This is a genomic window from Mastigocoleus sp. MO_188.B34 (assembly GCF_030065675.1).
Taxonomy (GTDB): domain Bacteria; phylum Cyanobacteriota; class Cyanobacteriia; order Cyanobacteriales; family Nostocaceae; genus Mastigocoleus.
Map to the genome: position 1 here is coordinate 1 of NZ_JASJDK010000020.1, position 18,423 is coordinate 18,423.

An 18,423-nucleotide genomic window follows, 5' to 3' on the forward strand; every position below is an offset into this window, starting at 1 on the left:
AGTAGACTATATACACGTGAAGAAAAAAATAGTTATGTGAGGAAACTTGCTAAAAGCTTAAATAAACCACCTGAGTTATTAAACTTAAAGTTAATTGAAATTCCTACTGCATCTAATGAACTTATTAGTTCCTTAGCAGAAGAAAAAAAAGAAACGATAGAATCAGCAGTAGTTACAATTCCTAAATTACATGCCGATTTTGCTCAAGAAATAGAATCTGCAGTGAGCGATCTGCGACTACCACCACCAGCAGAAATGGTTGATTATGAGGTTACCATTACTCGTGCAAGGGCATTAAATGTTCGAATGATTTATTTAAGCGAACGTGACATTAACCCAGATGCAAAGGTGATGCTAGCAGATGAGATCAAAACAAGATTAGAGTATCCATCTGCGGTAGTCAGTACGAAGAGAATTCCTCGGTTCGTGGGAGATATATCATTTACTAAAAATAAATCTCAACTCACCCAAATCGATATACAAAAATTGGATAATGTCGCTAAAATTCTACAACAACAACCGACTTTACGTTTAGAAGTAAAGACTCACAAACAAATTGACGAATCCGAAGAAATTTTACGCGATCGCTCCCAAGTGATTACCCAATATCTACGTTCGAGATGGCAAATCAAACCTGAGAGAATAATACTCACAAACGGAGAGATTTATCGATTTAATGCGGTACTCAAATTAACAACAAAATCTTCAAATAAAACCTTTACTGTTTAAAATCTGCATTAATATGATTTATCGAGTAATTAACTAAAAAATATTTCCAACAGCAAGGTGGAAGAATTTATGTAGAATCTCAAGTAGGACAAGGTTCTACATTTTCCTTTACTTGGCTAAAAACTAAACCGGAATAATGTAAATTCTAGTAGTAAGCGTATAGTTAGACTGCTATCTTTTCTTAAAAGGGAACGGGGAACAGGGAAGAGGTAAAATATCCCATTATAAAAAAGTAGTATTATATATTCAATAACAATTGCTCCGCAGAATATATTCAAAATCAGTTTGGCGGTGGAATTAGATTAAAAAATCAAATGTTATTATTTGTCTGAATAGATGCCTGACCTAAATCGTCATTGGTGAATCAATATAAATCATTGGTTCTGGCATAGAAAATTTAAGGTCATAAGTTGATAGCTTGAAAGCGATCGCTTGATCAGCCAGTTCAACTAAACGTTTGCGCAATTTGAGAGAATCTTCTCCCGAACTCGTAAGGAAAAAGTTAACTCTAACCCGAGTTTTTAACTGATCTTCGGTGTTAGAAAAATAAATTCTCGTATTACCTTTACTTATACCCCAAAATGTATCTGTACTTTCGATAATTACTCTTTTTACTAAAGCTTGTTCGCTTTCTTTGAGTAACCTAGAAAAATCCAGATAAAACATCGCTACAACTTTTTTACCCCTAGTAATATTTTCGATATGCTTACTAGCCATAATTGAGTTAGGAACGATGATGATTGTGTTTCTAGCAGCGGTGCGAATTTTAGTCGAGCGCAAACCAATTGATTCGACTCGTCCATAAACATCTTCACCATAGGGATTGAAGTTTACCTGAATATACTCTCCTGGTTGATAAGGACGATCCAAAAATAGCTCTAAAGTACCAATTAATCTTTCTAAAGCTTGTCGCGCTCCAAAAGCTACCGCAACACCCCCAATACCGATACTAGTTAAAATTGCAGTTAGGTTAAGTTGTAAACCTGAAGCAAAAATAATGACAGCAAGTAAGATAATTATGACATTAGTTAGAGTTTCAAATACTAAAGCTACTTCGTTAACTTCTCCACCTAAACGTTGAACAAGATCGATCGCATGAAGGCGAATTGCACGTTGAGTCAATCGTGAAGCAAACCAGGCGATACTAATAGCTAAAGCCAAATATATAAAAAAGCCCAATAATTGATAAATTAATTGATATTTCCACAGTATATTCAAACAAAGAGCAATAAAAACTAGAGTTCCAATATTAATAAGAGAGTTTTTGACTGGTTTAATAGATTCAGCATTAAAACCTTTGATATCTAAGCGAAAGAACCGCACCACAAACTTCATTATCCAGCAGAAGAACAAAGGCAAAAATCTCCCAAATATGGGTGCTATAAAAACACCAAACAGAAATAGTCCAAATCTCCAAAATAATTCTAGGAAAAAGTTTTGCGTCTCCTCATTCAGTTGTAGAAATTCAAAATTGAATCCTGGCATAATTTGCTTTGCTATTTTATGATTTAGATATTCATGGGTTGGGTAATATCGAGGGTTTGTTCTTCAAAATAGCAATTTACTCCATAGTTCTGTAGTCGTTCGATAATATTTTCTCTAGCAATCTCGAGTAAATTCTTCCGTAACTCCATCGAGTTTTCAGCTGCTCCGAGAATATAAAAAATAAGTTTAGCCTGGACATAACCCTGACCTGAAGCATCGGTTAAATCTTCAAAAGCAATTTGTGTTAAGGTGCGATCGATTCCTAAGATATCTTGAGTGCTTTCTAGTATTGATTGGTGAGTTAGGGCTTTTTCCTCATCAGACATCGTCTTAAAAAAGTTTAACTTCACCACAGAAATTACTCTTCTTGCCCTGGTCATATTTTCGATTTTAATTTGAGCAAGTTCGCTGTTGGGAATCACAGCTAAAGTGTTTTTACCTGATAATCGAACTTTGGTAGAACGCCAACCAATTGATTCCACTCTCCCGATAGTGCTATCGGGTAAATGTATATAGTCGTCAACCACAAAAGGACGATCAATAATCAGGACAAGACTCCAAAGTATTTGTTCGATAATTTTTTGGGATGCAAAGGCGATCGCTACACCTCCAAGTCCTAAACTGGCGATGAGACCGAGCAGGTTAATTCGATGTATTTGTGCAAACACAAAGATAACACTTAAGATTATTGATGAATTACAGAGAAATCTGCCAAGAACAATTAACTCACTGTTTATTTTATCTTGGTTTTCTAACGTGACTCCCAACAAATAATTATCAAATAGTTCTTTAATTAGAGTAAACCCAAGAAAAATAACATTTAAGGCGATAAGTAAGCTAATGGGGAATTCAAAAAAATGTAACCATTCAGGAGCAGGGAGAATCAGAATAACTATGTCAGCGAGACTAATAATAGTAATACAGCTTAGCCATGTCTGATGAGGCAGAATTACGTTCTGATAAATGTTTTGGGTTTCAATCGAGAATAAACTAACATTTAGCGAACCAATTGCTTTGGGTAGTTGTGAATAAGATAAACTTACTACAAGGACAAAAGTCAATAAAGTAATTATACCCGTTATTAAAGTCATGCTTACCTGAAGTATATCTGGTAAATTAGTAACAAACCCGGGGGGTATACAGCGAGTGAAAATTTCAAATACTTCTAAGTAATAATTCATACTAAGCTAGCTCTAATGAAAGAAATTAACCATTGAAGAGTAAGAGGATGTTTTAAAAGTATACTTTGTTACAAGTATTCACGGTTGAGATCCCCCAACCCCCTTAAAAAGGGATTTAGGGGGATCCAAGATATATTAAGTAAATAATATGACTTTTGAAACATCCTCTAAGAGGGGAAGAGGGAGCAGATTTTAATTATCCTCTTTTTCTCTATTCGATATTGGTGTTCTCTACTGCTTGGAATTTCTTCCCTTAGCTTAATTCTGTCAAGTTCAATCTTGTAATTAGAATCATATGCAGCAAAATGTTCGTTCTAAAGAGTAAAATACAGTGCCTAGTACATAATGAAGGGTGCACCAAAAGCTAAAACAACTGTCACTAGTGGCGACAGTTAAACATCTTTTATATCTGGCAAATACTGAAAATCCTCAGTCTAAAGACGTGAGGAGTAAAAAGTAATCTCTCAGGCTCATACTTTGCTGTTACTCCCTTATATAGTAAGGCTTGAAGCCTCACTACGAATAAAATTCTAGGAAGAAATTAAATATACAAAGATATTCAATCTAAATACCGATTCACTCTATTTTTGCAAGATATCGGAACGTACAATTCATGACAGCCCAAGTATAAAATCTGAGATTAGTATTTAACCCTGTTTTTTAACTACTGGGTTACCATCAACATCAACTTCCAATTCTTCACGACGAAGTTTTTCTTTTGCTTCTACTGTATCATGCTCAACTTCTTTACGAACTTTAACTTCTTCACGAACAAAAGCTTGTTTTTGTATATCCGCTGACTCTTCATAAACTTCCATGCGAGCAACTTTTCCACCGGAAAAGTCAGTAGCGCCAGGAGATACTTGACCTAGATTTGTGGGGTTACTTCGCTCAACCACAATTCTCTCTTTTTCAACGGGAACAGAAACACTCGCAGTTTCTGTTTCTACGCGTTTACCTACTGATAACTCACCAGCCTTAGCCCGCTCTTTATCTGCGACCAGACGTTCTTCATACAGCTTTATATTTTCAGTTTCTTGAACTCCAGTATATTCAGAACTAGCAACTGGTGTAACCGCTTCTGGCGATGAAGAACCTTGTGATGGTGTATTGTAAATTCCAAATTCTTCAACACCACATTCCTGCATATATGTTTCAGCTCTGATAACTTCTTTCGCAGTTCCAGTCACCATCACTAAAAAGCTACCACTAGCGACCCGATCGCCATAGATTTTTGCTTTTTCCTCAGGGATACCTAAACCGATCAAAGTACCAACCAAACCACCTGCTGCTGCACCAATAGCACCACCTGCTAGAGTCGTCGCGATTGCAGTTGCTTCAGCTCCGGCTAAAAGAATAGGACCAACACCAGGAATAGCTAACGTTCCTAAACCTACTAATAAACCAGCGATCCCGCCTAAAGCTCCGCCAGTCAGAGCTCCAGCAGCAGCACCATCATCAGCTTTATTACCAATCTCTTGAGTAGTTTCGGTTCCAACTATTTCATCAGCGTCCCGCGCTACCACGGAAACTCTATTCATGTCAAAGCCAGCATCTTTTAATTTGCGAACTGCTTTCTCTGCTTCTTCACGACTGTAAAATAAACCAACAGCGCGTTTATATTCGCTATTATATGCGGTAGTCATCTATTAAACTCCAAAATAAAGACAATAAGAATTTTCTACTCCAACAAAAAAGTGTTTTTCAGGCTTCTTATTGGGAAATTTTTTTTACCTATATTTGCATCATCTCAAGTTGCCAGAAAAAAAGAGTCTATCTTTTGAGTAATTTATGAGTTGTTCAAAAGACATAAATTTTTTCCCTCAACTCAGACTTTAGGCTCTTAAGATTAGTTAATTAAAATAACAAACAGAACTTTTATATATCTCCAATTCCTCTTAAGACCTATTTCAAGCTACAAATCTTATGTCATTATGTAACAATCAATAACCTGAAAAAGCACTATATGACCTGTATATAGCTATCTTCTAGAATTCCAATTTCAAAGAGACAAATTATTTATAACTGAAGATTGATACAGTTCCTAACTGAAGAGTGATGTAGTTTGAGCAAAAGTTAGTCAATATAGGAAGTATTACAAGACATTCAAAAATTGCTTATTTAAGCCATCTCTATTTAATGGTTTGATATATTCTTCATACTTTTTTCCCGATAAGAAGTTTCTTTGTCTTTACAAGTTATAGCAGTCGAATCTTATGCAATCGAAACATTTGACCTTAGGAAAATTTCTACCTTTGTCACTATTTATGCTTCTCATTCCTCTTGCATCGTGTCAAATTAAGCAAGAAGAGGCAGGTCGCTTACCTGATGTTGATATAACACCCGGGAAACTGCCAGAATATGACGTTGAAGGACCAGATGTGAAAGTTGGAGTGACAAAACGTACTGTTACAGTACCGAAAGTCATTGTAATACAAGAACAAGAAACTGTTGAAGTTCCTTACATTGATGTTGATTTACCCGGAGCAAGCCGAAGAGAGCGAACTATAACAACTGAAGTTGAAGTCCCCTCTGCTGGTTACGATCTAGAAGTTCAAAGTGTATATGCACTAAACAACGAGCTTTGGGTAGTTTCTCGACTTGAAGAAGAGAATCCAAATGCTCCAAAAGCAACTGTGCGCGTTTCTGATAATATTGTAATCAATGCTCCAGACATACCAGTGCGTCACTATATTATTGGCAAACGTCCTCAAGGTAATTTCAACGAACAGTATACATTTATTGATAGTCGTCAGCAGATTGCTTCTCAATTAGATTCTGGACGACAGTTATATCAACAACAAGCTACTAGCTAAGAAAAGTTACGCTCTAATATACTAGTGCTTTGTCCCCTTAATTTTGACAGGTTTGTAATTGTGCTTTGGCGGATAAAACATATATTAAATAGAGCTAAAGCCCAACTACAGACCAAAAAATTACCTGTCAAAATCTCTACGTTCAAGTACTAGAGTGAATTATTTATCTAGGATAGGAAAAGTGGATTATATTTATTATTTTACTGATTAAACTACATGCATGAATCTTTAGACATAAGACTGTAGAATTAATTTTTTTACCGAATAAAGCATAATTTTTAACTAAAGATTGATTTAATTATTAATATTGATTTGGTATAAATATTTTTAGTAGATAATATTTAATTAATTGGAGACTTGTTGTGATAAATAATAGTAAAAATGAGAATCATATTTCAATATTTAAAAAGTATGTGCTATCCATCTTTTCTTGTTTATTCATGCTAACCTTTGTTTGGTCTGGCGTATTTACAAACATTAACTCTATTGCTGCAAATGCTCAAGGGTTATATGTACAGACTAGTCCAAATTTTATTGCCTTTGATTATAATGAAAATAATCTTAAACAAAAGGCAAAAGGTAATTTTGATAAAGTTTTAGGTGCTGGAAGCAGCGATAAACTGGAAGGTAATGTAGAGCAAGCTGTAGGTAACACTCAACAGAATTTAGGAAAAGTAACCGGGCAATCAAAAGGTTTAGCAAAGCAAGTTGAAGGAAGAGCCAAACAAGACATTGGTAGAACAAAAGACGCTGCACAAGATTTGGCTTCTGATATCGAAAATAAAACAGATAATGCTGTAGACAGTATCCGAGATTTTTTTCAATAACTAAACTAAATTATTGAGCAATTTATCCTCTGATATCATGATTTGCGTATTGCCGGAATACAGCTGGTAATATGCTTTTTAGCGTTTTGCTCAGATTCAAATTATTTATACCTGATTACTTACTTAATTTACCCTAATAATCATTATTCATGTTGGTAAAAATGCCGATTACTTTTGCTTTATCAGGATTCTTAGCTGTTATTTTGGCATTAATACATTTATTTTGTGGTAAGTTACGTTTTGTTGATATACCTCGTAGCCGCTGGCTTAGTGGTGCTGGAGGTGTTTCTGTAGCCTATGTTTTTATACATTTATTACCAGAGCTAAGCGAATATCAATTCTTATTAAGAAAATCGCAAACGGGGATAATTTTTTATATAGAAAACCATGTTTACCTGATAGCTTTAATTGGTTTGGGAATATTCTATTGGTTAGAACGCTTAGCAATTGTATCCTGTCAGCGGCAACAAAAAGTAGGAAAAGGCAAGGTTACAACTGTAGAAATTTTTTGGTTGAATATAGTTTCTTTTGCGATTTATAATAGTTTAATTGGCTATTTACTACTACATAGAGAACAAACAGATATTGCCAATTTAATTTCATTTACATCAGCCATGGCGCTACATTTCATTGTTAATGACCACGGCTTAAGGCAAAATCATAAAAGTATTTACGACCGTTTCGGTAAGTGGATATTAGCTTTCTCAATTATTCTTGGCTGGGTTATTGGTAGCGCGACCAAAATCACTGAAGCTGCGATCGCTGTATTATTCTCTTTCTTAGCAGGTGGAATTATTCTTAACGTTTTGAAAGAAGAATTACCAGAGGAAAGAGAAAGTCGTTTTTGGGCTTTTGCTTTAGGTGCTTGTATTTACGCTATTTTATCTAATACTCAAACAATAATAGAATTTTACCGGTAAATTAATTAACTTTAAGTTAATCTATCCTGCTATTATAGTGAAGCGATTATTGTTGAACCTCAGATATATGAGAATCAACTATTATCTGTGGGCGATGATTTTTCTTGGAGTATAATGCTAATATCTCCATTAGTTTCTAAACGCGCTATTTTTACTAAATAGTAATCGTCAATTTTTGCTTGTAGGCGCAATGAAGAACGTAAATCTTCATAGGTTATGTTACCTGCTCTCATACCTTGACGATTAATTTTACCGTCACGAATTAATATAATAGATTTTCCCTTGATTAACCTTTCAAACCTTTTTGCATGAAAAGCAATAGTTGCAAATATCCAGTGTATTCCCATTAAAACTACCCCTGCTCCTAAAGTCGGGAAAAAGGGAGCAGAACCATTAATTGCGCGACTTAATGTTGCACCAAAAATAATACTTAAAGTAACATCAAATATTGCATGTTTCCCTAAAAAACGTTTGTCTCCTCCTAATCTTACTATTCCTAATGTAACAATATAAACAACACCTGCCCTTATCCCCATTTGCCACAGGCTTAGTTTTTCAGCATGTAATCCTAGTAACTGATTTATTAAATTTCCAATTATGTTAATTATCATAGATTTTTAGTTTCATACCACATCATCAATTACCATTTCACCCTTTAAGCTGTTATTTTGTAGTCGGTGTGCATGGAGGATTTCTGGGATAAATAAAATATAATTAACTTTATTTCCTCTATATTCTCTTTCATCTCGTCACTATAAATAAGTCAACTAATTATTCAGTTTATTTACTGCAAAAATAACGAAAAAATTAATGTTAAATGAAGATATTTTTCTGCTAGATTAGATATTTATATTTTTTATATTAAATTTTATTTTCTCTTAGATTTAACGCAATCATGACTCTATCTAAAGAAATAATTATGATTAAATTTACACTTTCTTTAGATAAAATATATTTTTGTCTGTAGATTGATGATAATTAACTTGAATTTTAGGTATAAATAATATAGTGAAATTAATTAAGCTAATATATTACCTTCATGTTATTAGCTTATTTCAGATTTTAATTGATTTACTAGGTGTTTTATATGGAAACTAAACAAGAATATCAACAAAAAATGGAAGCACAACTTCAAAACTTGCAGACAAAAATTGATGAATTGAAAGTCAAAGCTTCTTTAGCTAAGGCTGATGCAAAAGATGCCTATGACGAACAAATTTCAATCCTAAACACTAAGCAACACGAAGCTAAATTAAAGTTTCAAGAGATTCAGAAATCTAGCGAAGATGCTTGGGAAGATATGAAGTCTGGTATGGAAAATGCTTGGAATGACTTGCAAACATCTTTTAATAAGGCTACTGCTAATTTCAAGTAATTTATAAAAAGATAGAAGTTTTATTATTTTTGCTGTTTATTCACAGCTTGATTACTTAATTACACGGAGGAGAAGAATGGAGAACATTCATAAATTTTTTGCAAATATTCGCCCTTTACGATTTCTAGTCGCGGTTTTTACTTGTCTTACCCTATTATTTAGTAGCGCTTATCCTGCATTTGCAATTGGAAGTTATAAAAGTAGTCCTTCAGAAGGCGAAACTAGTCTCAATCAAATTCAAAAAGAAACCGATAAAGTCGCTAGCTCAAAAGCTGGAAATCCCGATTTAGAAGAGTCTCAGGCTAAAACAAAAAAAGGATTGAATTCGGTTCAAGGTAGTGCTGATAAAAATAAAATGAAGCGTCCATCTAACTCTCAGAGTGCAACTACCGTTCAAGATAAAGTAGAAGGGTTTTTGGAAAACGTTACCGGCAATTCATAAATAGCTTTTTCTTTACTTTTCTGAAAAAATAGTTTTTTTAGGTTCCGCTCTCATCAAGTAACTTTATTATCGTTCGAAAATAATGTTTGTTTGTTGAGAGTAGCTTTTAAACTTAATATTTTGTCTGACAATCTTTTGTTTTAAGATTTGATTAATCCTTAAGTATAAGCCATGTAGTTAGCTTACGCTTAAGGATTTTAAGTATTATTAATAGCAAGTAATTATTCTTTTTGTAAAAATTTTTCTCAAAATAATTAATACTAAATTCACTATAATGTTATGGCAATGAATCTGAATAATAATTAATAATTATAAGTGAATGAATGCAAAATAAAACTCTATCTATAGATTCTAACTTATGATTGATTTTTGGGAGTGAAGGATATGTTGAAATATTAATAGATGAATGAGACGAAATGTAAAGAGTCAATTATGCGAAGTATTAATATTGGTTTAACCGAAGAACAACGTCAAGGAGTGATTAATTTATTAAATCACGATTTGGCAGATGCTTATGTGTTACTGGTGAAGACCAAAAAATATCATTGGGATGTAGTTGGACCCCAATTCCGCACCCTACACGAAATGTGGGGAGAGCAATACGAAACTCTAACTGAGAATATAGATTCTATAGCGGAGCGAGTTAGGGCTTTGGGTGGATATCCCATAGGTACAATGCAGGGATTTTTAGAAATTACAACTTTGAAAGAAAATCCCGAGAATCTTCCCTTAGCAACCCAGATGGTAGAGAGTTTAGTAGAAGATCACGAGCAGATTATTCGTAATCTCCGCGAACATATTGATAATTGCTCAGAAGATTTTCATGATGAGGGGACTGCTGACTTCTTGACTGGGTTGATGGAAGGTCATGAAGAAATGGCTTGGATGCTGCGCTCCTTTATTGAGGGAGAGTCTATCAGTTCAGACGAGCAAAAACTACAATCCCGTCAAAAAGTTGCAGCAGGTGTATAGAAGTTAGTTGAATTTGATGGGAGTAATAGAATTACTCCCTAATGTAGCTGAATTTTGCAAAGATACTAAATTATCGACTGCAACAAAATAACAAAATTAGTAGAATTTAGAGGGGTTTCGATGCCTGATTATAAAGCAGAACGTACAATCTCAGGAGTTTTTAAGCAGGAAAGTCAAATAAACGACGTAATTCGACGCTTGCTAGATAGAGGTGTACCTCGGGACTATTTATCGGTAATGGGTAATAATTTTCAGTCCCAAACGAGGATTTCAGGTTTTATTTCTAAAAAAGATGTAATTCTTGGTGGATTGCGAACCGGAGCAGTTTTCGGCTCTTTGTTTGGTTCCTTGTTAGGTCTACTCAGTGGTGTCGGTGTTTTGTTTATTCCTTTTGTTGGATCTGTAGTTGCAGCAGGTCCAATCGGAGGAGCATTACTTGGTGCTGCTAGTGGTGCTTTGGCTGGTAGTACAGGTGCAGGTTTAGCATCAGTACTCATTACCTTAGGAATGTCTGAAGATAAAGCTGCTATTTATGAAACTCGTCTTAAGGCTGGTGAATTCATCATTATGGCTGAAGTCCCAGGGGATCGAACGGGCGAGTTTCAATTATTAATGGAAAGTGCTGGTGGTGAAGAGGTTCATGTCATTGAAAAGACATTACCTCGTCCTTGTCCCGGTCGTTGTAAAGGTCCTCAAGATTTAGCACCAGAGGTTCGCTCTCATCTATCCGAAGCAGCACAAGAAACGTTTATCGAACACTACAATTCAGTTTTTGATGAGACTAACGACGAGACAAAAGCTGAAGAAGCAGCTTGGGCGCAAATTTATCAGCAATATGAAGAAGACGAAAATGGTGTCTGGTCTAAGGCTAAAGTGACAGTCTAAGGAAATGAAAGCCAGTAATGTAAAAATGTTCCATTAAGGAGAACACCCAAATTTTGAAAAACACACTATGGTGGGAGCATATCGCTCCCGTTATGGGTGACGGTAGATAAGATGTTCTCCTCAATAAAATCTCTACAAAAAATCAATACTGTTAACCAAACAGACATAATAGTATTTTTGGCGTTGCATATTTAAGGGATGATAACCAAATTTATATAAAGTGAAACTATTGATAAATAAGGAGAAATTGTTTTGCATATATTTAAATCATCCCGTATTGATGCAACACCATAATATCTAATACTATGAATACTGTAAATATACAAATAAACTCTCCTGGTTTTAGTCCCATTAACTACAACAAAGACACTTTAAGAACTTATTTACTTGAAATTGGTAGAGAACCTTTATTAACTCCTAAACAAGAAGTATTTTATGCCCAGCGAGTGCAAAAAATGAGGAATTTGCTAAATTTAAAACAAGATTTAGTAAATAAATCTCAACAGCAGCCAACACCAGAAAAATGGGCATCAGAGGCTAATATTACTGTTCCCGAATTACAGCGAATCTTGTATAGGGGAAAAGATGCGAAGGAAAAGATGGTTCGGTCAAATTTAAAATTAGTAGTATCAATAGCCAAGAAATATCAATATCATAATTTAGATTTAATTGACTTAATTCAAGAAGGAAGTTTAGGTTTACAACGTGCTGTAGAAAAGTACGACCCCTCTAAAGGTTTCAAATTTTCGACTTATGCTTATTGGTGGATTAAGCAAGGAATTACCCGTGCGATTGAATATCAAAGTCGAACTATTCGGCTTCCCAGCCATGTTTGTCAAAAGTTGAAAAAGATTAAGAAAGTACAAACAGAACTGACACAAAAATTAGGTCGTGCTCCTACGATTGCAGATATAGCTGGCTACATTTCTGTTTCAACAGAAAACTTACAAAAATATCTACAAATTGCTCGTAAACCAGTTTCTTTAGAACTGAGATTTGGAGAAACACAAGATACAGAATTACAAGACTTGCTTGAAGATCCAAATTCTTCTTTAGAAAAGAAAACTAATGAAAATTCTGTGCGGGAAATTTTACAAGCGATGATTTCTGATTTGAATCCCCAGCAACAGGAAGTGATATCCCTACATTTTGGGTTACAAGATAGTCATGAGTTATCGTTAAGAGAAGTTGCCAGGCGCATGGATATTTCTTACACCAGAGTACGCCAAATAGAGCGTCAGGCATTTTCACATTTGCGGCGAAAAACAAAAGGTATGAAGGAATTTTTTCTACATAACTAGTCCAAAGAAGAAGGAAATAATAAGCGGTGAGTAATGAGTAATAGGTAATGAGTAATGTTAGCGTAGCTAGCGTCAGCGTACCGGATCCGTTGGTAGCGCAGCTGGAGGCAAAGACGCACCTTACGGTGAACGCCGTCGCCGCAGGCTCTAGGTATTGCGGGGCGCGACCTAGCGTAAGCGTACTGTAAGTATTGCGCACAGTAATGAGTAATAAATAATCTATTAAAGATGAAGTATAAAAAAAAACAAATAAAAAAATGATTAAGTCTTGGATGATAATTGGGTCTGTAACCTTTGTGGTTGCTCTGGGGTCTAATATCCTCAGACCTAAAGACATTAAATGGTTTAAGCGCTTACGTCGTCCTTCTTGGCTAACTTTTGAAAATGTAATTCCAATTATTTGGACAGTAATTTTTATATGTGGGGCTTGGTCTGCTTATATTGTTTGGGAGAAAAATCCAGGTACCTATCAAACCTGGTTTTTGATGGGACTTTACTTGTTATTGGAAGTATTAATTGTAGCTTACTCACCCGCAACCCTGTGGTCGCGAAATCTTAAGGTAGGAACTTTTGTTGGTGCAGCTGGTTCAGCTTTGGGATTCATTGTTACCTTGATTGTTTTACCAATTTCAGCATGGGCTGCTGTATTACTATTGCCTTATCTGATTTGGAGCCCAATTGGTACTTATACGACCTGGGTAATGCATCGTTTAAATACAGTTTAAATACAATTGATGGGGAATTCAACACGAACCATTAAAAAACTATATCTAATGTTATATACGCTTTAATCTCCAGACAGAATTAAGTTTTGGATTTTTTGGTTATCATCTGCATAGGTCTTTAATTTAATAACTTTAATTTAATAACTTCTGGTCTGAGTAAAAAATTATGAATGCAGAATTATCAACTGCTTGGGAAAGAGTGCAAGCAATGATAAATGGTTTCATTACTTTGTTACCAAGTATTGTTTTAGCATTAATTCTTTTTACAATTATTTTCTTTTTAGCTAGAGCGATTAAGAGACTGGTTAGAAGATTAACTCGTAATCGCCGGAATGCACGTAATTTGGGACTCGTTTTAGGAAGACTAGCTCAAGGAGCTATAGTTTTAATAGGCTTATTTCTCTCCCTAACAATTGTTATTCCTTCTTTAAAAGTAGGGGATTTGGTACAACTTTTGGGAATTAGTGGGGTTGCGATCGGTTTTGCTTTCCGAGATATTTTGCAAAACTTTTTGGCTGGAATTTTAATCTTACTGAATGAAGCTTTTGAAATTGGCGACCAAGTAGTATTTAAAGGTTTTGAAGGTACTGTAGAAAATATTGAAACTAGAGCAACTACAATTAAAACCTATGATGGTCGTCGAATAGTCATTCCCAACGCAGAGCTTTTTACTAACTCAGTAACTGTAAATACAGCTTTTGAACATCGCCGAATACAATATGATGTTGGAATTGGATATGGAGACGATATCGATTTAGCAAAACAGTTAATTTTAGAGGCTATAAATGAAACAGAAGGCGTTCTTAAAAATCCATCACCAGATGCAATTGTAGTAGATTTAGCAGATAGTACTGTAAAAATTCGCGCTCGTTGGTGGATCGCGCCACCTCGTAGGGCTGAAGTTTTAGATTTTCGAGATAAGGTTCTAGCTGCAATAAAAAATAAGCTTACTGAGTCGGGTATTGATTTACCATTTCCCACGCAACAAATATTGTTTCACGATCAAACAGAAGAGACTGACGGAGATAGATTGCTTCAGAGAGAGGGATGGCCCGCAGGTAATGGAAAAACTCCTAAATCTCATACTATCAGCAGCTATCTCCAAAAAATTGCCCAAATTAAGCAAGTGAAAGACAAAAATCATCATAGTACGTGATGCAAGATAGTGTGTAATGGAAAAAATTCACATTTTCCAATCGTTTTGGGAATACTATATCTAGAAATGTGTTCCCTATTCCCGTTTCCTAGCTTAATCCGACTTGATTTCCACTTCAAGTCCGGGTAATCCTTCAATCTTTTCTGTCAATTCTTCTGCAGGTATAAGTGGGACAAAAACATTTAAACCTTTAGGGACACAGACCACTTCAATAGGAGTTTCACCAATCAATTCTCCATCTAAAACCACCTTTTGTGGAGGTTCGGTAGTGACTTTGACTTGCTTCACCCGTAAATAACCTATATCATCTCTTGTCACTGCATCACCGCGAAGACCGGTTTGCAGCAAATGATAAGAAGCAGCGATCGCACTAGTCCAGCTATTTGAAGTAACTATAGTTATATCTAGAAACCCATCATCGCAAATAATTCCTGCTGGACCCTGAGCTAAAACAGAAGTCGCCGGAGCAACATTTGCTACAGTTATTGCAGTTGCAGTAGTGCGAATAATTTTTTCCTCTGTTTCAATTTCAACTTCAAAACTATCTATATCATTTAGCTGTTTAATCCCAGAAAGTAGATAAGCCAGAGCACCCCATTTACTTTTAGTTTCTCGAGAAGCTCCTTCCACTGTTTCTGCTTCAAAACCAACTCCAGCAAGTAATAGCATGGGTTTATTATTACACTTGGCAACATCTAATCTGCGCAATTTGCCATTAATAATAGTTTGACAAGCTTTATCAATTATATCGGGAAGACCTAAAGCTGAAGCAAAAGCATTCGCAGTTCCTCGTGGTATTACACCCAAGGGAATATCAGTTTGTATTAGGGCTTTAGCTACTGCTGAAAGGGTACCATCACCACCAGCAGCGATGACTATTTCTGCACCATTTTTAACAACTTCTTGGGCTATTTTGTCGGTTCTTAAGTCTTTTTTAGTAAATTTAATATCTAAATCAAATGTAGGTGACAGTAAATCGCGTATTGTATTTAAATCTTGTTCGGAATCACCTTGACCTGCTGCAGGATTAAAAATTAAACTAGCTTTACGAGTCCTCATAGATATCTACGTTTTCCCAAAAGGTTTGTAATTTATATTGTCTATTCTGTCATTTTTATGATTTTCACTACTTCTTTCCCTACTTATTTATTTTTACTATTTCTCAGTAGTTTGGGGTTATCTCAATAACTAATATTTACCTCATAAGAGAGCAACTATAAATAAAATTTAATATAGTTAAATTGATAAATTTAATCTTTAACGGCAAATTATATTATGAATTATATCTAATTTTTTATAATGGCAATGCATACCTCTAAATTTCTTAATATACTAGTGATAAATAATAGGTATTAGCTTTATCAAGAATGCTATGAATAGCAAATAACATTAAATAAGTCTAGGAATTAGACATTACCTAGACTACTAATTTAACCCAATAAAAATGCAAATCAATCAATTGCTTTTTTTATCTGTTCTTTGGCATTTTCAACAGTATGTTGTGCTTTTGCTTCTGCTTGTTTAGCTTTACCTTCAGCTTTATCCTCAGGATTTCCAGTAATCTCGCCCATAACTTCTTGAGCTTTACCTTCAATGTTTTTTGCAGTTGCTTTAATTCTATCTTCTGTGCTCATGTGTATTGACCTCTCTAAAATGAAAATCTCATAAATCACATTAATAAATTAGCAATAATACATATACTTTCACTTCGGACAAAGGGTGGAATAATTGTAATATTAAATTCAGTATTTGGTTATATATTTTTAAGATTTAACTATGTCTTTCGATTGATTGTATTTATATCAATTGAATCTCATGCTTTTAATATCAAGACAGACCGCGCCTAGAGGCTAGAGGCTATACCGACGCCGAAGGCTCTAACTACGTTACCTATCGCTGCGCTACGTTCCGAACATCTGCCGACGCCGCAGGCTCTGACTAACGTCACAAGATGCGGATCCGGCGAACAAAAGCCAAAACACAGCTAAAGCTGAATAACAAAAAATGTGCAATTTTCACTCGCCATACAGGTTGTGACCATTTTTTGAATTGTTTTGACCGTCAGGAATGGCAATAGAAAATTTTATTTTTTGTAAGTACCTAACACTTGAACTTTCAATTTGACTCATGTAAAACTTTTAATACCTGGTGAATTGTATAACATAAACCAAACAATTAAATTTTTGTTAAGCTTTTAGGGTTTGTGTGTATAATGTGGAAGTAACGCTATTCAATATATCTTATATCAACTTCAACAATATTCACCTCTAAGAATCCTACCAGAGCTGCATGTTGTTAACTTGATAACGATAACCACGAGCCAATTCATCCGGACTAAACGCTATTAACCGCTGGAGAAGTGCCTCGTCTGCTATATCGTGAAGACCACAGCAGATGAAAATAATAAGGGGTAAACGATGAAATCAGATATTTCATTCTCCAAAGCACAACAGTCGGTTCGCTCACGACCTTTAATTCTGGCAGTTGAGGATCACGAGGATAACCTATTAATAATTAATTATGTTGTTGATTCTCTTGAATGTGAGTTTATGGGCGAGTTCAATGGTGAAAGAGTTCTCAAAATAGCCAAAAAGTATCAACCAAACTTGATATTGTTAGATATAATGCTACCTGACATCAGTGGCATTGATATCTTTCGAGAGCTTCAACAAGATCCGCTTACAAGTTCCATCCCTGTTATAGCTGTTACAGCTTTAGCTATGTCAGAGGAGCAACAAATGATTTCAGAAGCTGGTTTTCAGGCTTGTGTTACTAAACCTTATTTGTTAGAAGACTTAGAAAATATTATTCGCCACCATGTTCTTGAGATTGAGGCTGAACTTGTTGCTTGATGGGGTTAACTTTAGATGTTATTGTTTTGGAACTCGGTTTCATCAAAGCAATCAAGCTAACGTAATCAGCCTCGGGATGAGTCGCAAAAAGTAGTTCAGATATCTTTGTATCGACAGCTTCTTCAATGATTTTTTTTAGTTGTGGTTGTAGAATTTCCTCGATACTATCCCTGACTTTCTTTGCTATTTCTATGTAACCATTGAGTATTAGTAATTGCTCTGCTTTAGTAAGACCATTTCTTATGACTATGATTAATTGATTATCATAGGATTTGCAATGTACTTCGCTCGGTTCATGTTTGAGTTGAGTCCAAAACAGGGAGTAAATATTTTGAGATATAATTTGCTCTGTATTATTCATGACACAATTAGATAAATATATGCATCGGCGGTGCTATAGCAATAGTTAAGTTGTTAAATGTTGACACGATTTAGCCGAAGGAAAAATATTCTTTTGGGGAATATTGGTATTTGCACAAATTAGACAAGGTGAAGTGTCAAAAAACTAGCGCTGAAAAAGTAAAATCACAAGTGATATTCAAGGATTAACTTTTAGATCGGACAAAATACTTACTAAAATATCCAATCATATAGGAACTCTGTTTGGTTGATGTTCCTGTAGCGTTACACAGTCAAAATCAATTCTACAGGTAGGGAATAGATGATGGGAAAAAACGGAACTCGCAGCAATGCAAATTGCAATTCGGTGCAGTCATTTCATAGTATTGTAATTATACTGTTAGCAAAATGTCCCGTA

Annotated in this window: 18 protein-coding genes and 1 pseudogene; 12 read left to right on the plus strand and 7 right to left on the minus strand. The window is 35.0% G+C overall.

Annotated elements, in window-relative coordinates; translation table 11 throughout:
• Window positions 1-729 (plus strand): annotated as a pseudogene (locus QNJ50_RS07475) (hypothetical protein); the annotation flags it as partial.
• Between the two features lie 345 nt (window positions 730-1,074).
• On the opposite strand, the gene QNJ50_RS07480 reads toward QNJ50_RS07475, so the two are convergent.
• The 3 genes from QNJ50_RS07480 to QNJ50_RS07490 all read right to left on the minus strand — a co-directional run bounded on the left by QNJ50_RS07480 (window position 1,075) and on the right by QNJ50_RS07490 (window position 5,041).
• Window positions 1,075-2,214 carry a mechanosensitive ion channel domain-containing protein gene (locus tag QNJ50_RS07480; protein WP_300633717.1) on the minus strand — a complete coding sequence of 380 codons (1,140 nt, stop codon included), beginning with the start codon at window positions 2,212-2,214 and terminating at the stop codon, window positions 1,075-1,077.
• Between the two features lie 23 nt (window positions 2,215-2,237).
• On the minus strand, window positions 2,238-3,395 hold the full coding sequence (locus tag QNJ50_RS07485; RefSeq protein ID WP_300633718.1) for a mechanosensitive ion channel domain-containing protein: 1,158 nt from the start codon (window positions 3,393-3,395) through the stop codon (window positions 2,238-2,240).
• 647 nt (window positions 3,396-4,042) lie between these two features.
• Window positions 4,043-5,041 carry a YsnF/AvaK domain-containing protein gene (locus QNJ50_RS07490; RefSeq protein WP_300633719.1) on the minus strand — a complete coding sequence of 333 codons (999 nt, stop codon included), beginning with the start codon at window positions 5,039-5,041 and terminating at the stop codon, window positions 4,043-4,045.
• Window positions 5,042-5,611: 570 nt separating this feature from the next.
• On the opposite strand from QNJ50_RS07490, the gene QNJ50_RS07495 reads away from it, so the two are divergent.
• The 3 genes from QNJ50_RS07495 (at window position 5,612) to QNJ50_RS07505 (ending at window position 7,958) form a co-directional block, all read left to right on the plus strand.
• Window positions 5,612-6,211 carry a hypothetical protein gene (locus QNJ50_RS07495; RefSeq protein ID WP_300633720.1) on the plus strand — a complete coding sequence of 200 codons (600 nt, stop codon included), beginning with the start codon at window positions 5,612-5,614 and terminating at the stop codon, window positions 6,209-6,211.
• A gap of 362 nt (window positions 6,212-6,573) precedes the next feature.
• Entirely contained in the window at window positions 6,574-7,038 is a 465-nt protein-coding gene (locus QNJ50_RS07500; RefSeq protein WP_300633721.1) for a CsbD family protein, read from the plus strand.
• 149 nt (window positions 7,039-7,187) lie between these two features.
• Window positions 7,188-7,958, plus strand: coding sequence for a hypothetical protein (locus tag QNJ50_RS07505; RefSeq protein ID WP_300633722.1), 771 nt, complete (start codon window positions 7,188-7,190; stop codon window positions 7,956-7,958).
• A gap of 74 nt (window positions 7,959-8,032) precedes the next feature.
• On the opposite strand, the gene QNJ50_RS07510 is transcribed toward QNJ50_RS07505, so the two are convergent.
• Window positions 8,033-8,569 (minus strand): YetF domain-containing protein, encoded by a 537-nt coding sequence (locus QNJ50_RS07510; RefSeq protein WP_300633723.1) that lies wholly within the window; start codon window positions 8,567-8,569, stop codon window positions 8,033-8,035.
• A 476-nt stretch (window positions 8,570-9,045) separates the two neighbouring features.
• On the opposite strand from QNJ50_RS07510, the gene QNJ50_RS07515 reads away from it, so the two are divergent.
• The 7 genes from QNJ50_RS07515 (at window position 9,046) to QNJ50_RS07545 (ending at window position 14,814) form a co-directional block, all read left to right on the plus strand.
• Complete coding sequence (locus QNJ50_RS07515) at window positions 9,046-9,333, plus strand: hypothetical protein (protein ID WP_300633724.1); 288 nt, start codon at window positions 9,046-9,048, stop codon at window positions 9,331-9,333.
• Window positions 9,334-9,409: 76 nt separating this feature from the next.
• Window positions 9,410-9,775 carry a hypothetical protein gene (locus tag QNJ50_RS07520; protein WP_300633725.1) on the plus strand — a complete coding sequence of 122 codons (366 nt, stop codon included), beginning with the start codon at window positions 9,410-9,412 and terminating at the stop codon, window positions 9,773-9,775.
• Between the two features lie 432 nt (window positions 9,776-10,207).
• A complete protein-coding gene (locus QNJ50_RS07525; RefSeq protein WP_300633726.1) occupies window positions 10,208-10,747 on the plus strand; it encodes a Dps family protein in 540 nt (179 codons plus the stop codon).
• A gap of 120 nt (window positions 10,748-10,867) precedes the next feature.
• The gene (locus tag QNJ50_RS07530) at window positions 10,868-11,632 is read left to right on the plus strand and encodes a ChaB family protein (RefSeq protein WP_300633727.1); all 765 of its coding nucleotides are present in this window, start codon (window positions 10,868-10,870) and stop codon (window positions 11,630-11,632) included.
• Window positions 11,633-11,937: 305 nt separating this feature from the next.
• Window positions 11,938-12,933: a sigma-70 family RNA polymerase sigma factor gene (locus QNJ50_RS07535; protein ID WP_300633728.1), complete on the plus strand. Its 996-nt coding sequence runs from the start codon at window positions 11,938-11,940 to the stop codon at window positions 12,931-12,933.
• 257 nt (window positions 12,934-13,190) lie between these two features.
• Window positions 13,191-13,658, plus strand: coding sequence for a TspO/MBR family protein (locus tag QNJ50_RS07540; RefSeq protein WP_300633729.1), 468 nt, complete (start codon window positions 13,191-13,193; stop codon window positions 13,656-13,658).
• Between the two features lie 166 nt (window positions 13,659-13,824).
• Window positions 13,825-14,814 (plus strand): mechanosensitive ion channel family protein, encoded by a 990-nt coding sequence (locus QNJ50_RS07545; protein ID WP_300633730.1) that lies wholly within the window; start codon window positions 13,825-13,827, stop codon window positions 14,812-14,814.
• Window positions 14,815-14,907: 93 nt separating this feature from the next.
• Here QNJ50_RS07545 and QNJ50_RS07550 read toward each other — a convergent pair whose 3' ends face one another.
• Together QNJ50_RS07550 and QNJ50_RS07555 are read right to left on the minus strand one after the other, a co-directional pair.
• Entirely contained in the window at window positions 14,908-15,873 is a 966-nt protein-coding gene (locus QNJ50_RS07550) for a YegS/Rv2252/BmrU family lipid kinase (RefSeq protein ID WP_300633731.1), read from the minus strand.
• Between the two features lie 392 nt (window positions 15,874-16,265).
• Complete coding sequence (locus QNJ50_RS07555) at window positions 16,266-16,448, minus strand: CsbD family protein (RefSeq protein ID WP_300633732.1); 183 nt, start codon at window positions 16,446-16,448, stop codon at window positions 16,266-16,268.
• Window positions 16,449-17,231: 783 nt separating this feature from the next.
• On the opposite strand from QNJ50_RS07555, the gene QNJ50_RS07560 reads away from it, so the two are divergent.
• Window positions 17,232-17,666, plus strand: a complete 435-nt coding sequence (locus QNJ50_RS07560) for a response regulator (RefSeq protein WP_300633733.1) — start codon at window positions 17,232-17,234, stop codon at window positions 17,664-17,666.
• Here QNJ50_RS07560 and QNJ50_RS07565 read toward each other — a convergent pair.
• Entirely contained in the window at window positions 17,620-18,027 is a 408-nt protein-coding gene (locus QNJ50_RS07565; RefSeq protein WP_300633734.1) for a Na-translocating system protein MpsC family protein, read from the minus strand. The genes QNJ50_RS07560 and QNJ50_RS07565 overlap by 47 nt on opposite strands.
• Between the last annotated feature and the right edge of the window lie 396 nt (window positions 18,028-18,423).

What these genes read in the sequence shown, in the direction of transcription:
- QNJ50_RS07480 (WP_300633717.1), bottom strand. Translation starts at nt 2,214, where the DNA reads ATGCCAGGATTCAATTTTGAATTTCTACAACTGAATGAGGAGACGCAA.
- QNJ50_RS07485 (WP_300633718.1), bottom strand. Translation starts at nt 3,395, where the DNA reads ATGAATTATTACTTAGAAGTATTTGAAATTTTCACTCGCTGTATACCC.
- QNJ50_RS07490 (WP_300633719.1), bottom strand. Translation starts at nt 5,041, where the DNA reads ATGACTACCGCATATAATAGCGAATATAAACGCGCTGTTGGTTTATTT.
- QNJ50_RS07495 (WP_300633720.1), top strand. Translation starts at nt 5,612, where the DNA reads ATGCAATCGAAACATTTGACCTTAGGAAAATTTCTACCTTTGTCACTA.
- QNJ50_RS07505 (WP_300633722.1), top strand. Translation starts at nt 7,188, where the DNA reads ATGTTGGTAAAAATGCCGATTACTTTTGCTTTATCAGGATTCTTAGCT.
- QNJ50_RS07510 (WP_300633723.1), bottom strand. Translation starts at nt 8,569, where the DNA reads ATGATAATTAACATAATTGGAAATTTAATAAATCAGTTACTAGGATTA.
- QNJ50_RS07515 (WP_300633724.1), top strand. Translation starts at nt 9,046, where the DNA reads ATGGAAACTAAACAAGAATATCAACAAAAAATGGAAGCACAACTTCAA.
- QNJ50_RS07520 (WP_300633725.1), top strand. Translation starts at nt 9,410, where the DNA reads ATGGAGAACATTCATAAATTTTTTGCAAATATTCGCCCTTTACGATTT.
- QNJ50_RS07525 (WP_300633726.1), top strand. Translation starts at nt 10,208, where the DNA reads ATGCGAAGTATTAATATTGGTTTAACCGAAGAACAACGTCAAGGAGTG.
- QNJ50_RS07530 (WP_300633727.1), top strand. Translation starts at nt 10,868, where the DNA reads ATGCCTGATTATAAAGCAGAACGTACAATCTCAGGAGTTTTTAAGCAG.
- QNJ50_RS07535 (WP_300633728.1), top strand. Translation starts at nt 11,938, where the DNA reads ATGAATACTGTAAATATACAAATAAACTCTCCTGGTTTTAGTCCCATT.
- QNJ50_RS07540 (WP_300633729.1), top strand. Translation starts at nt 13,191, where the DNA reads ATGATTAAGTCTTGGATGATAATTGGGTCTGTAACCTTTGTGGTTGCT.
- QNJ50_RS07545 (WP_300633730.1), top strand. Translation starts at nt 13,825, where the DNA reads ATGAATGCAGAATTATCAACTGCTTGGGAAAGAGTGCAAGCAATGATA.
- QNJ50_RS07550 (WP_300633731.1), bottom strand. Translation starts at nt 15,873, where the DNA reads ATGAGGACTCGTAAAGCTAGTTTAATTTTTAATCCTGCAGCAGGTCAA.
- QNJ50_RS07555 (WP_300633732.1), bottom strand. Translation starts at nt 16,448, where the DNA reads ATGAGCACAGAAGATAGAATTAAAGCAACTGCAAAAAACATTGAAGGT.
- QNJ50_RS07560 (WP_300633733.1), top strand. Translation starts at nt 17,232, where the DNA reads ATGAAATCAGATATTTCATTCTCCAAAGCACAACAGTCGGTTCGCTCA.
- QNJ50_RS07565 (WP_300633734.1), bottom strand. Translation starts at nt 18,027, where the DNA reads ATGAATAATACAGAGCAAATTATATCTCAAAATATTTACTCCCTGTTT.